Annotated in this window: 12 protein-coding genes and 1 pseudogene; 5 read left to right on the top strand and 8 right to left on the bottom strand. The window is 60.0% G+C overall.

Annotated elements, in window-relative coordinates; genetic code table 11:
• The first annotated feature begins 189 nt into the window (after positions 1 to 189).
• Positions 190 to 1977, top strand: coding sequence for a peptide ABC transporter substrate-binding protein (locus JJB99_RS09195; RefSeq protein ID WP_200498456.1), 1788 nt, complete (start codon positions 190 to 192; stop codon positions 1975 to 1977).
• A 42-nt stretch (positions 1978 to 2019) separates the two neighbouring features.
• Here JJB99_RS09195 and JJB99_RS09190 read toward each other — a convergent pair whose 3' ends face one another.
• On the bottom strand, positions 2020 to 2307 hold the full coding sequence (locus JJB99_RS09190) for a hypothetical protein (protein WP_200498455.1): 288 nt from the start codon (positions 2305 to 2307) through the stop codon (positions 2020 to 2022).
• 3 nt (positions 2308 to 2310) lie between these two features.
• Positions 2311 to 2592, bottom strand: coding sequence for a hypothetical protein (locus JJB99_RS09185; protein WP_246775189.1), 282 nt, complete (start codon positions 2590 to 2592; stop codon positions 2311 to 2313).
• Between the two features lie 161 nt (positions 2593 to 2753).
• Between JJB99_RS09185 and JJB99_RS09180 the strand changes: the two genes are divergently transcribed.
• Positions 2754 to 3044 (top strand): hypothetical protein, encoded by a 291-nt coding sequence (locus JJB99_RS09180; RefSeq protein WP_246775188.1) that lies wholly within the window; start codon positions 2754 to 2756, stop codon positions 3042 to 3044.
• Between the two features lie 210 nt (positions 3045 to 3254).
• On the opposite strand, the gene JJB99_RS09175 is transcribed toward JJB99_RS09180, so the two are convergent.
• From JJB99_RS09175 to JJB99_RS09160, 4 genes are all read right to left on the bottom strand, one after another.
• Positions 3255 to 3548 carry a DUF2934 domain-containing protein gene (locus tag JJB99_RS09175; protein WP_200498454.1) on the bottom strand — a complete coding sequence of 98 codons (294 nt, stop codon included), beginning with the start codon at positions 3546 to 3548 and terminating at the stop codon, positions 3255 to 3257.
• Between the two features lie 106 nt (positions 3549 to 3654).
• Entirely contained in the window at positions 3655 to 3840 is a 186-nt protein-coding gene (locus JJB99_RS09170; protein ID WP_200498453.1) for a hypothetical protein, read from the bottom strand.
• On the bottom strand, positions 3837 to 3998 hold the full coding sequence (locus JJB99_RS09165; protein WP_200498452.1) for a DUF2934 domain-containing protein: 162 nt from the start codon (positions 3996 to 3998) through the stop codon (positions 3837 to 3839). Before JJB99_RS09165 ends, JJB99_RS09170 begins: the two co-directional genes overlap by 4 nt.
• A gap of 483 nt (positions 3999 to 4481) precedes the next feature.
• The gene (locus tag JJB99_RS09160) at positions 4482 to 4928 is read right to left on the bottom strand and encodes a CBS domain-containing protein (RefSeq protein ID WP_246775187.1); all 447 of its coding nucleotides are present in this window, start codon (positions 4926 to 4928) and stop codon (positions 4482 to 4484) included.
• A 464-nt stretch (positions 4929 to 5392) separates the two neighbouring features.
• On the opposite strand from JJB99_RS09160, the gene JJB99_RS09155 reads away from it, so the two are divergent.
• Positions 5393 to 5785 (top strand): VOC family protein, encoded by a 393-nt coding sequence (locus tag JJB99_RS09155; RefSeq protein WP_200498451.1) that lies wholly within the window; start codon positions 5393 to 5395, stop codon positions 5783 to 5785.
• A 416-nt stretch (positions 5786 to 6201) separates the two neighbouring features.
• On the opposite strand, the gene JJB99_RS36160 is transcribed toward JJB99_RS09155, so the two are convergent.
• Both JJB99_RS36160 and JJB99_RS36155 read right to left on the bottom strand, forming a co-directional pair.
• Positions 6202 to 6336 (bottom strand): tyrosine-type recombinase/integrase, encoded by a 135-nt coding sequence (locus tag JJB99_RS36160; protein ID WP_246775186.1) that lies wholly within the window; start codon positions 6334 to 6336, stop codon positions 6202 to 6204.
• A 693-nt stretch (positions 6337 to 7029) separates the two neighbouring features.
• Positions 7030 to 7308, bottom strand: a pseudogene (locus JJB99_RS36155) (hypothetical protein); the annotation flags it as partial.
• Between the two features lie 2273 nt (positions 7309 to 9581).
• Here JJB99_RS36155 and JJB99_RS09145 point away from each other — a divergent pair.
• Together JJB99_RS09145 and JJB99_RS09140 are read left to right on the top strand one after the other, a co-directional pair.
• Complete coding sequence (locus JJB99_RS09145) at positions 9582 to 9881, top strand: hypothetical protein (protein WP_200498449.1); 300 nt, start codon at positions 9582 to 9584, stop codon at positions 9879 to 9881.
• Between the two features lie 306 nt (positions 9882 to 10187).
• The gene (locus JJB99_RS09140; RefSeq protein WP_246775185.1) at positions 10188 to 10595 is read left to right on the top strand and encodes a cupin domain-containing protein; all 408 of its coding nucleotides are present in this window, start codon (positions 10188 to 10190) and stop codon (positions 10593 to 10595) included.
• Positions 10596 to 12991: the final 2396 nt, after the last annotated feature.

Raw genomic sequence — 12991 nt, 5'->3', positions numbered from 1 at the left:
CCATCATATGGAAGGAACAGCTGTCGCGCCGCGGCGTTCCATTGCCATCATCGTGAAATGCCCAGTAAACCCGCACCCGCCGCCATTTCGCCGCAGGGCTTTCCGGCCTTGCCGCCATTGCCGTCCCGTCCCTGATGAAACATGATGGGCGCCGGTGACGAATGGTCCTTGACGGGTGGAGGTCATCCGATGAACGAGAACGAAATCCGCAACCTGGTCGCGGAGGTGAAGCAAGGCACGTTGTCGCGACGCGCGTTCATCCGGACCATGGCGACGGTCGGGATCGCAGCGCCGATCGCAAGCCAGATCCTGCTCTGGCACGACGTGGCGATGGCGGACGCCACGCTGCCCTACAAGCCGACCAAGGCCGGCGGCGGCGGCCCGCTGAAGATCCTGCTCTGGCAGGCGCCCACTTTGCTCAACCCGCATTTCGCGATCGGCACCAAGGACCAGATCGCCTCGCGCATCTTCTTCGAGCCGCTCGCCGGCTGGGACAAGGAGGGCAACCTCGTCCCCTGCCTCGCCGCCGAAGTCCCGACCAAGGCCAATGGCGGCCTCTCGGCGGACGGGATGAGCGTCGTCTGGAAGCTGAAGCAGGGCGTGAAGTGGCATGACGGCAAGCCCTTCACCGCCGACGACGTCGTCTTTACCTGGACCTATGCCGCGGATCTCGCGACCGCCGCCTACACCACCGGCTCCTACAAGGACATCACCGTCGAGAAGATCGACGACCACACGGTGAAGGTGCTCTTCAAGGCGCCGACGCCGTTCTGGGCCGATCCCTACGTCGGCTCGGTCGGCCAGATTCTGCCAAAACATCATTTCGCCGACTATGTCGGCGCCAAGTCGCGCGAGGCCCCGGGCAATCTGAAGCCGGTCGGCACCGGCCCGTACAAGTTCATCGAGTTCAAGCCGGGCGACCTGATCCGCGCCGAACGCAATACCGACTATCATGTCAAAAGCCAGCCATATTTCGACACGCTCGAGGTCAAGGGCGGCGGCGATGCGGTCTCCGCCGCGCGCGCGGTGCTGCAGACCGGCGAATACGACTATGCCTGGAACATGCAGGTCGAGGAGGAGGTCCTCAAGCGCATGGAGGCCGGCGGCAAGGGCAAGATCGATGTCACGCCGTCGGGCAATGTCGAGTTCATCATCCTCAACACCACGGATCCATGGACCGAGGTCGATGGCGAGCGCTCCAGCGTCAAGACCAAGCACCCGACGCTGTCCGATCCGGCGGTGCGCCGCGCGATCAACCTGCTGATCGACCGCGACTCGATTCAGAAATTCATCTACGGCCGCGGCGGCGTCGCCACCGCGAGCTTCGTCAACGCGCCCAAGCAGTTCAAGTCGCCCAAGCTCAAATACGAGTTCGACGTCGACAAGGCCAACAAGATCCTCGACGACGCCGGCTGGACCAAGGGCGCGGACGGCATCCGCGAGAAGGACGGCAAGAAGCTCAAATATGTCTACCAGACCTCGACCAACGCGCCGCGCCAGAAGACGCAGGCCATCATCAAGCAGGCCTGCCAGAAGGCCGGCATTGAGATCGAGATCAAGGCGGTCACCGCATCGGTGTTCTTCTCCTCCGACGTCGGCAACCCCGACACCTACTCGAAATTCTATGCCGACATGGAGATGTACAACACCACGCAGCCGCAGCCCGATCCGGAGCGCTTCCTGAACCAGTGCGTCTCCTGGGAGATCGCCACCAAGGACAATAAATGGCTCGGCCGCAACATCTCGCGCTGGTCCGATCCCGAGGTCGACAAGGCCTACAAGGCCGCGCAACACGAGCTCGACCCGATCAAGCGCGCCGCGCTGCTGATCAAGGTCGACGAGACCTTCTGCGACGCCCACGTGTTCCTGCCGCTGCTCTCCCGCAACATCGTCAATGCCGGCGTCAACAACCTCATGGTCGACATGTCGGGCTGGGACGTCACGACGTGGAATCTGGCGGCTTGGTATCGCGTCTGAGGGCGCAAGCAGTGGTGCGCGAACGCAAGGCCCGTACCCCGGCTACTTGCGGTTGGACGAACTCTGGCTGGACGAAGGCGAGGTCGAATTGCTCGTCGCGGGCTGGCCGGTGCGGTCGCGGCCCGGACTCACTCCGCCGCTCGCATTGTTGCCATAGCTGTTGCCCTGGTTGGTATTGACCGTGCCGCTGGCGTTGGTGCCGGCGGTGCCCTGCACGCTCGACGAATTGGTCGTCGTCTGCCCCGCCGCGGAGCCGCCTGAATTGCTCTGTGCGAGGGCGGACGGGAAGCTGCCGAACATGATGCTGAGAAACGTCGCAATGTATTTCATGGTCTATTTTCGCTCCTTCTTGCGGAATGGATCGGCCGCATCGCCATAGCCGCGCCGGCTGCTGAAGAACATCAAGGCCATCAGCCCGCAGCCGATGAGCAGCGAAAAGAACGAGCCGAGACCGAGCGCGATCCAGCCGTTCTCGTCCATCGCGACGTCGCTGACGCCGTTGGTCGCATCCCAGGCCCAGCCGATGCCGAAGGCTGCGATAGCGAGCATGACGAGCAACGCGGCGATGAGAATCACCTGACCAAGACCGAGATTGCCAAGACCGAGATTTCGCATGGACTATTCCCTTTGGCGGGCAACCGCAGGACCTTGCGGCGGTTCCTAATGCAGCGGCTCGATTGGCACCTTCCGCATCTCCAACGGTTACAGAGCGAGAAGGAATGAGTTGCATCGACCCGCAGCTGCTCGACGAAGCCCGTTCAACAGAGGGAACCGACATGAAGCTTTTCGCAATGGTCGCACTCGGCGCGGCCCTGATGACGATAAACCCCGCTGGCGCGCAGAGCGGATCGGGCGCATCCAGCACAGGCTCGAGCATCAACTCATCAGGCACCGGAGGCGCGACGGGAGCCGGAGCCTCGGGCCTCAACACGCCGGCCGACAACAATGGTGGCGGATCGAGCGCGCCGGCCAAATCCGCGCCCGCATCATCGAGCAGCACTGGCACCAGCGCGACCCAGGGAAGCGCGGCATCGACTGCCGGCTCGTCCGGATCGGGGCAGAAATAGCTGCTGACAATTGCGAGATGTCTGTGCGGTGTGTGTGTCAGGTCACAGCAGAATCACGCAGCGTGGCCTACAAAGACCGGGCATGGCCGCAAACAAGGTAACGGCGGTACGCACGAGGCTGCGGCGGCGATCGACAGCTATGGACTTATCGGAGCCGCCAGGGTGGAGAGCCCGGCGGCTTTTTTCCTTGTCCCGAGCGGGAAGCCGCAGCTATCGCTCGGGAGCGCCGGGGCGCCTCTGCTCGTCGCGGTCGTCTTCGATCTGCCGTTCGGCTTCGAGCCAGAACTCCAGGTCGCGATTGGCCGGGCGGCCGGCCTGCTCCCAGAGCTCGAAGGCGCGTGCTCGCACCTTGCCGCGCCGCATCATGCGACGCAGCTTCCGGCTCAGCTCCTCGGCGAAGCTTCTCAGGCGATGGACGGTGGGTTCGTCTTTCACGAGCGCGGCCGCTCGCGTCGCGAGTTCGATCTGGTGCTCGATCTTCTGCTGCTCGTCCACGGCGGACATGGCCCTTTCGAACGGGCCTGCGCCACAGCCCGTGCTGCTCGGAAGGCATAATTCCTTTCCGGAAAGCTCCGTTCCCTGAAGGCCTGCAAATGAGGTTATGCGCGGCCTAATGCCAAGTCGTGTCCGCCTCGACGATGACCGCCCGCGTCTGCCGGTCTTCGCTCGTGTTGCAGGTGCAGGGCATGCCCTCGCCGCACCGGCATCCGCCCAGCTCCTCGCTCCAGGCCCGGAGCGGATGGTTCTCGCAGACCCATCCCAGGCCGTAGCAGAACGGGCACTTCTTGTAGGTCACAGCGTATCCGGCGTTCGCATGGTGTCGGACTTGTCCTCGTTGCGCAGCTCCTGCTCGGCGGCGTGCCAGAACTCGTCCTCGCGGCCTTCGGGCTTGCCGGCACGCTCCCACAATTGGTGTGCGCGCTCCCTGATCTCTTGCTCACTCGGCTCCGGCAATTGCATCTCCTCTCATGTGGCGCGGCCCCGGCCTTGGGGACTGGGGGGCTTGGAGGCGGGGCCGCGCAGGCCAGCCATCGGCGGCGAGGCCGGGCCGCGGATTCAAGCTTCGATCCTGTGCAGGAGTTCCTTTTCCGCTGACCGCGCGATGCGGAATCCATCTCGTCCGTCGGACCTGCGGCCGGCCCGGCGGTCAAACGGCCGACGCGCCTTCGCATTCTCGCGGCGCATTCCGCGCGCTTTGCTCGGCCACTCTACCCTTGAGGCCAACTACCCTCGAGGCCAACAGGGCACGGGGAAGGCCGGGTGCTGACCTCACGCCCGCGGTCCAAGCGATAGCGCATCATTTCGCCAGCCGAGCGGCAACCATCCGCCACTGGCCTGCGCATGACGATGCAAGATCGCGCTGACCGCCGCGATCGCAAGCAGGCGGACCACGCGCCCGCTTCTCAGCAGTCGATCCGCTCTGAAGGCCGACGCGGCTCAGGCGAGAGCGTAGCTCTGGTTGTGCTGCTGGCTCGGCCGAACGATTCCATGCAGCGCCTCGGCCGTCCCAGCCGACTGGCGTGCCAAATCACTGAGCGATACGATCCCGACCAGGCGCTTGTTCCGGTCCAAGACGGGCAACCGCCGCACCTGTATCTCACTCATATTCGCGCAGACGTGAGATATGTCCTCGTCTTCAAAGCAGTATTTCACCTCTTGGCTCATCGCGTCACGAACCTTGCTGTTCGGCCCCTTGCCGTCCGCGATGCAGCGCACCGCGATATCCCGATCGGTGATCATGCCCACGAGCCGATCGCCTTCGCTCACGGGCAACACACCACAATCGCATTCCTTCATCAGCTTTGCTGCGTCCTGGATCGTGTCGGTGGGATTTACGAGTTTGGCATCGCGCGTCATCACTTCACTGATCTTCTTTATAGTCATCTCCTGAGTCGCGCTCTAAGCCTCGCTAACGCACGGGCTCCTTCGATTGACAGCTACGGCAAGTTTCCCAGTTTCGTTGACGCTCCGCGGAGCGCCAGCTCTACTCGGTAGGCTGGGAACATCGCTCTGGGTGCCGCGTCCCTAGTCTCCCAAACGGTGCGGGGCACATCATGTTCCCGCGCAAGCGCAAGGCAAAGCGTCCAGATTTGCTGGGCTGACCGACACCACAATCGGCCGCGTCAAGCGGACGATCCAAGATCATGCGTGTCACTCCACTCTATCCATCCTTCGGCGAGCCGAAGCGGGATGCGAAAGATTTACTCTGTCATTTGGTGCACCGCGAATGTCGCGAGATTTCGTTCGTTCCTGTTGCTGGGAACTGAATGTCCGCGCATTCGAGTAGGAACGAGCTCAGTGTCTGACTCGTTTTGATGCGTCGATCATCGCGCTGCAGAGATCTGAATATGGCTGTCGACTTCAATCATACGATTCTGTCAGCTCGCGACAGCAAGGCGTCGGCCGATTTCCTGGCCGAGATGCTGGGGCTGCCGGCGCCACGGCGGTGGGGCCCGTTCTATATGGTCAGGACCGACAACGACGCCAATCTCGACTATATGGATCAGCAAGGAGAGTTCGCGCGTCAGCACTACGCTTTCCTGGTTGGTGACGCCGAGTTCGATGCGATCTTTGATCGGATTCAGAAGCGGAATCTGACCTACTGGGCTGATCCCGCGCAGCGGAGGCCAACCGAGATCAACGATCACGACGGCGGACGCGGCCTCTATTTCGAAGAGCTGAACCGGCACCTGCTCGAAATCATTACGCGCCCGTACGGCAGTGGCGGCTGGAATCCATAACAGCATGGTAGACATGACGGCGGAAATCCGCGCCACGATCCAAGCAAGCGGCTTCGGCTCATCTGGACGAGTGCGGCGCGACTTGTGACTTACTCTGCTCAGCCCAGGCAAGCTGCGTCACTGGACAGACCATTCGGGGCGAAAAATCGCCCGGATCGCAGTTCGGCGTGCAAAAAATTGAGGATTGGTAGCGGGGGTCCACTACATCGCTAGACCCACTATTATGGAAGCCCTGTTTTCTTACCGGAGGGCAGCCTAAGGCGCGAGGTGGCCTGTTGATAACCCGTCGAAGGCCGCCGTTCGCACGCTGATCGGCCTTGCACGGACCCAGCCACTTGCCCGTGACCAGTATGGTCCTGTCGCTCCGCACCCCTGCCGGCATGGCGAATCACTTTCGCGCTTCGAAACGCCTTTTTTCAAAGCGCGAGAGTGCCTAGCACGTTCGCCCGTTCAAAAGTCGTTCGAAGCGTTTCGTCCGACACGTGGGTGTAGATCTCCGTAGTCGCAAAGCTCAAGTGTCCCAGCAGTTTCTGAACGACTCTCTTGTCCACTCCGTTTCTATGAGAAGCATCGCAGCCTTGTGTCGCAAATATGCAGGTTACGCGGCGCTTTATGCCCGCTTGTCCCCCGAGGACCAGCAGCTTCGTACAAACGGAATGAGGCCTAGGGGCCGTTCCCCGCCGATTGACGAAGAGAGGTCCCGGCTCCCCAGCAACCAGTTTCGTTGTCAACTCTCGACGTAAGTTGGTATCAGCCACATAGACCAACCGATCGCGGGATCCCTTGGAGCAGTCCGCCGTTCAGAAAAACAGGGATCAGCCGTCGTAACAGGCAGCCACGCTTGCGGCAGGGGCCCTCAGGGGAGGTCGACTCACGTCAATGAAGTCTCGCTGGCGTGGTGTAGACTAGCCGCCGGCGCCCGCTTTTCTGCGGTGGGTTTGTCTAGCCGCGATGCCCGCTCCAGAGCTTGGTATGATACTAGTCTGACTGCTCACGGCATTTAAAATAGTTGGGTTGGTCTGCACGGCCGCGACACCGGTTGAAGAGCCGGCAGGATGCGCAACGCTTCGTTGGTCGTTATTTGGAAAAGCGGAGTTCGCCGCTGGTTGTCCGGGATCGAAATAGTCAGTGCTCTTGTTGGGCGTGGCCGAGGTCTGTGATGGTGTCGTCGACGTCGTCATGTGGACGGCCGTACCAGGTGATGGTGATGAGCCAGAGGTCACACCAACTGGGCCAGGCGCTGAGCCGCCGTTGCCGCTGCCAACCTCTGCGGTTCCTCCTTTACCACCACCGCCTCCACCGACGGATATTCCCATTTCGCGATCGTTGTTAATAAAGGAATGCTCGGACCCGGGACTGCGGCTGCCACTAGAGCCGTCAACGCGTCCGCCGCCGGAATGCGCGATCGCTGCTGATGTAAGCGAAGTGGACAATAACAGTGTCATGGCTGGAGGCGTTACGGCCGCGAATCTCCCGCAGGCCTTCAAGAATTCGCGCCGATCGTCGTCTTCGATTTTGGGCATTGCGTCGATCCCGCCAAATTGTTGAGCATCGCGATGTTTAATTTTGCAAATCTAACAAATTAAATCGAATTAACAACTTAATCAGTGACACAGCCCGCCTCGTTTGGCGGCCTCTTCCAAAGACACCTTTGGCGACATGCGCGAGTTCCGCGTGCGCGGCATCGTGGACGTTGCACCAGGTACGATTGCAGCCGCTGCTTTCAGCGCCGATCGCCCGGGGGGCAATGAGCGGCTGCCGGTGTCGACCCGCGCTTCGTCTGTGAGGCAATGCGGCGGCGAAGACGTTCGGCCAGACTTCAATTGGAATAAATGCGCCGTGCGGCATGGGTTTCGAAACACGAGGCCTGAGCCCTCGGACACGCCGACCCCCGGCCGTCTGAAGGTACGTGTGGGCCGGCGCTCCAAGGCCGGGCGCACGGGGCTGGCAGATCGCCCGAGCGCCGCAGAGGTTAGCCCTCGCCGAGTAAGTCCTGAGTGCACTTTTGATCACCTGGATCCATTTTAATGTTTACCAGCGCCCGGGCGGTTCCCTGAAATTCCCTTTAACGTGCATTGAGGGAGATTTCACCGGATTGAAACGGGTTTCGTCTGGCACTCCTCAGAGCGTCACGTCGAATTCGGACGGAACCTGCGCGGCAAAGTTTGCATCCCCTTAGATTTTGACCCGAGGCCCCGGGCAGCCTTGCCGCCGAGGGTTATTTCAGTACATGCTATTGATCGCGTTTACACTCTGCCGCCGCCTGCGGGGCGGCCTTTGCTACCTTCGTCGTCGCACTGGCGTACCCCAATTTGAAAATAGAACGCCGTGCGGCAGCGCTCGAACTCGGGCGAGTCTTGGTACCCAGGGCGTCATTCCAACTGCCACGATTGGAGCGCAGAGTCGTCAGGAAACAGGCCTGGACATTTCTAACGCCGACGTTTGATCATCCCCGCTTATCGGCTCTCAGGGCGCCTCGGCGTGCTCGGACGGCACGCACCTTGCGGATTGGATCCACCACGCAAGGAGGTGTGTAGCCATGGGACAAAAGGGTCCAATCTTAAAACAGCGAGGACGTATTTTGACACACGCCCTGGTCGATCTCCTGAGATTGATGCAGGAGCTCGAGGACCTGAGAGAACAGGTCCGGGCGGCAGAAGCCGAACGAGTGTTGCACTAGGTCTGGTGGTTTGAGCAATTCGGCGCGTCGGGAGCGTTTCGGACTGCGGCGAATTCCGCGGCTATGAAGGCATTCTCTTTGGCGCTGATTGCGGCGGCCGCATTCTCCGCCGGCGTTATAATTGGCTATGGCATCAGGGAGCTAATTTCCGCCAGACGCCGAGCAAGAGCACGCCGCCGGCGCCATGATTTCGAATGAGCATGCCCGCGCTCTCAAGCACAACAGCTATAGCAGCAGCCAGTCCGCGTGCGCGAGCACCTTCCGCAGCCAAAAACGAGAGACAGAACATTGATCACCCAGAGCTCTGCCCCCAACTCAGTCGCCGAATTGCAAGTCGAACCGATTATAGCCAAGTGGTTTCGACGCAAACGTGACTGTCTTGCCAGAAAGCTGGCTCAAGGTGCCGGAGGCAAACTTTACGATTGCTTTCCCGGACGCGTTTGTCCCCGCGGGTTTGCCATCCTTCATTACGACTGTACCGCCTCCGTCTACGATCTGAGTTATAGCGAGACCACCAGGTACACGATGAATGCCACCTCCAAAAAGAAACGTCCTCTGAGGTCCGTCGGCTTCGCTCACGTTCATAGACGTATACACAGCGCCCTTCAGCAGTCCATCCACCCCTGAGCACGCGTATTGCACGCTGCTAAGCGCGTGACCGTCGCGGTCGCCTACCTGGTCCTGAAGTGGTGCACCGATTACGTTACACTCGTAACGGCCAATTGGTTCTGCCACGGCAATGTCAGTCCCAAGCGAGGCAAGTACGAAGCAGACAAAGGCGGACGGTATTCGTAGGATATGGATATCAATCATAAGAATGCTCCATCGAAAAAAGACAGTGTGAATTGCAGATGCATCCTAGCGCTTCCACAACCGCAAGCAAGCTTACGCGATCGTCCCTACACCGAAGCTGACCGAATGCCGCCGTCGTCGCTCATTGCGCTACCGCGATGCGAGATAGATGGAGGTGTGAACCCGTCCCAGATGGCTGGACAACTTGATCGCTGCTTTCGAAGTAAGGTGAGTTTTAATGTTGGATGCTTGAAACTAGGGGGTTTCTGCGGGGGTTTGTTTCGACGCAGCAAAAGAAGAAGCGCTGTTACGGAGGAGGAAAACATGACCCAGCTGAACCGGTCATTGGACAGGAACGCAGTTTTGGCCGGTAGCGTCGCTGCTGGTCTTCTTGCGCTCTTCACTACGGGCGCCTCGGCCGCGATTGCGTGTAGGGGAGACGTTTGCTGGCGTGTTCATACGCCCTATCTCTACCCGCCGTCTTCGACAATAGTCATCCATCCTGACTATTGGCGGCCCCCGACTCCGACAATCGTCATTCGCGAGCACTGGCGTCCGGTGGAGCGCTTCACGCGAGAGTACATCGTGCGGGAGTATGATAGCTTCGACGATCCCGAATGGTAGACAAGTCGCCATAGGCTGACTTGGGAGCCTCGTCAGAAGGCGATCGGCGAGTTATCGTGCAGTGCAGCGCCGGTCATTCAGTCGCTAGAGCCTCCGAACATCGCGACGACACGTCGCAGTGAGCACCCGCGTTTTCGATCGGCCAACATAAGACCAGAGGCTGATCTGAACCAACAACCCAGTTTGACCGACAGATATTTTTAAACCTGAACAAAGTTGTCGTTAAGATGGAGGCGAAGCATGCGAACTAGTACGCTGAGTCTTGTGCTTCTCGTAGCCGGCGCGTCCGGCGCACTTGCCGACGACATGAAGATGCCGGTCAAGGCGTCTCAGATCGAATGGGCGGCTGCGCCGGATTTCGTTCCCGAGGGTGCCCAGATTGCGGTGCTATCGGGGGATCCATCCAAGGATGGGTTATATGTTGTTCGGCTGAAGATGCCTGCCGGATATCAAATCCCCGCTCACAATCACCCGACGGCCGAAATGGTCACCGTCATCTCCGGCGATTTCCATCTCGGAATGGGCGATAGGCTCGACGAAGCAAAGAGCCTGCTGCTCACGGCTGGAGACTATGCCGAGGCGCCGGCCAAAATGAACCATTACGCTTGGGCGAGTAGTCCGACTGTGGTGCAGGTACATGGCCAGGGATCGTTCGCGATCACCTACGTCGACCCCGCGGACGATCCCAGAACGAAAGCTAAGCCGTCCAAGTAGTCTCGGTCACGCCATTCGGCACAAGTATCGCTTGGCGGATTGTCTGCTGGTGAGATTCAGATCTCTTTGTGATACCATGGAGATTCCATCCTTGATCTCCGCCGTCGCCTAAGAGGAGGGTCTCTCGTAGCCTAAGCATCGGGGTCGCCGTCGTTTTGCGTAGTCACGTTGGTATCCAGAGCGCGCTCGGCCGAGCTCTCGAAGCGAAAGCCGACAACGATAAGTCGTCGTGCGGAGTTTGCGCAGACTGGTCAGCCGCCAGGGCGTCTGAGTGGAGTTGCTCATGAGTACTGAGCGGAACCCCAACCGGACCGTGGTCCTGTTGTTCGCGATTGCAGCGACAGTCGCAGCCCTCGCGGCATTCGTCACCACGTTTGAGCGGGTCGGGAGCATCACACGTAGCGACTCTCTCTCCGGCACCACGGGCTTGGCCAGCCCTCGGCGGCCTCTTGATCGCGCACCCGGACAATCAGTGGTGAGGAAGTAAGCGTTGCGTTCATGCCAGCTCCAGGGCGCCGCGTCCCTGTGCTGCGGCATATCAGCCCGCAGCCTTACCTGAGTGACCCGGCCTTTCGAACGAAAGCCGACCCGAAAGACAAAGCGAAAGGGACGCGCAACGACAACCCTATGCAGTCTATCGGGCCTCCTTCAACGTTCACGCTATCGTCTTTTGGGGGTTGTATGTTCCTCCCCCCGATTGCATACTTTTCCCGTTATCGCCTGCATGTCGTTTCAATAATCATTGTTCGAGGCAGTGATGAGTAATCGAGGTCAGGTTTACAACCGTTCGGCTATTCTGCGCGAACGGGTCGAGGGGCTGCTCGCATTGTTTGGGGAACTGCAGACGCTCCGGCGTCGCCTGCGCGCCGCTAACGCGAGACGGATTGGCAGTGGTCGGCGTATCCGGAAGGCCGCCGCTAGAAAGAGAGTTCTTCGGCGGCTGTAGCCACCGTTAAACGCGATGCTTCGGCATTTTTGCGAAGCCGCATCCGGCCGGTTTACGACACCTGTGTCTGTCCCCATGCCCAGGTAACCCGAAGCATTGTCGCAACAGTTTCCCGGCACTTTGACCAGTGCGCGATTGTTAATTTGCGCCGTGTGCGCGACTCAGGCCTGCTCTCTTTCACATGGGATGTGGGGGGAACGGGAAATGATTGTACGGGCGGGAGCCATTATTGCCTTATTGCTGATCCCGCTGGGGTCCGAAGTTTTCGCTTCGCGTCACCACAGGCCCACAACACGCATCTCTTGCAGCGAGGTCAGATACTACGTGGCGAAGTATTCGGCACCAGTGGCCGAGATGTACGCTCGCAACCACGGGGCTAGCGACGCCCAGATCGAACGCGCGCGGCGCTGCTTGGCCTCAAACGAGACTGCCGAAACGGAGCGACCTCGCGCTTATACCGACTGAACTTTGACAACAATCCCATCGCTGCTGATTTATTGTATTTTTCGGTCGGCTCCAGATTTCGGCATCGCAGCGCCAAGTGAACAGCCTGCGGCTTGAGACGAAATTGACGGAGCACGACCTGGCGCTGGAGGAGGAGGCGCTTGATCCAGAGAGCAAAAGCTCTGGTCGTCGGGAAAATTGCATCCGCAGCAGGCTTCAACATAGTCTCCGGCGATGATTTGCCCAGCACGACCTTCGCCAAGATTGTACAGAATCTGTCGCGCCGCTGTCCGGCTCGGGGGACGGCACTTCCGCCCTATGCTCGCGGACAGGAGGACCCTCGTATCGTCGCTCAGCTCATGCACCAAGTGCGGCGCAGCTGAATGAGAGCAGCCGCCGAACTGATGCGCGATTTTTCAAAGTCCTTAGCGACGACACCGTCCTAAAAACGCGGGCTCCCAGTAGCCCTTATGAGTTCTTCGAACAGCTCGAGATCGCCGCATGAGTACACGACCAAAGCCTCTCTGCTCCTCTTCGTAAATTTAGAATGGAAGGCCTCCCTGCTAATCGTGGCTCGAAGCCTGTGCTTGCCGTACTGGGCTCGAATTTGCGGCCGCCGTATCCCGATCCCTATCACGGAGCACGCCCTCCGCCAGAAGCGGCTTGAGCGACAGAGATTCCGCAACGCACTGATAGCCTGGAGAACCGTCGGATCTCGGCTGCGCGGTTCATAATAAGTCAGTGAGGTTCTGATGCGTCGCCTCGGTCGTCCTTTGGGCGGAGTTGCTCGAGCCGCCTTTCGAGTTCAGCCTTTTTGACGGCCAGCCTCGCAGCGAGAATGGCATCCACCGTTGTATGTAGATCCCACAACTCATCAATCGACATGTTCTCAAATTGCCTTGGGTCCATGATACGCCCGAATCATGATCTGCCAGTGTGGGGTATTGAACCGAGAGTAACAACTATCCGGTGCTCGGCGCGAATGGCATTTCTGATTTCAGCACTC

The organism is Bradyrhizobium diazoefficiens (assembly GCF_016616235.1).
GTDB classification, from domain to species: domain Bacteria; phylum Pseudomonadota; class Alphaproteobacteria; order Rhizobiales; family Xanthobacteraceae; genus Bradyrhizobium; species Bradyrhizobium diazoefficiens_H.
The sequence above is the reverse complement of the archived record's forward strand: the minus strand, read 5'-3'. Positions and strand labels throughout refer to the sequence as shown.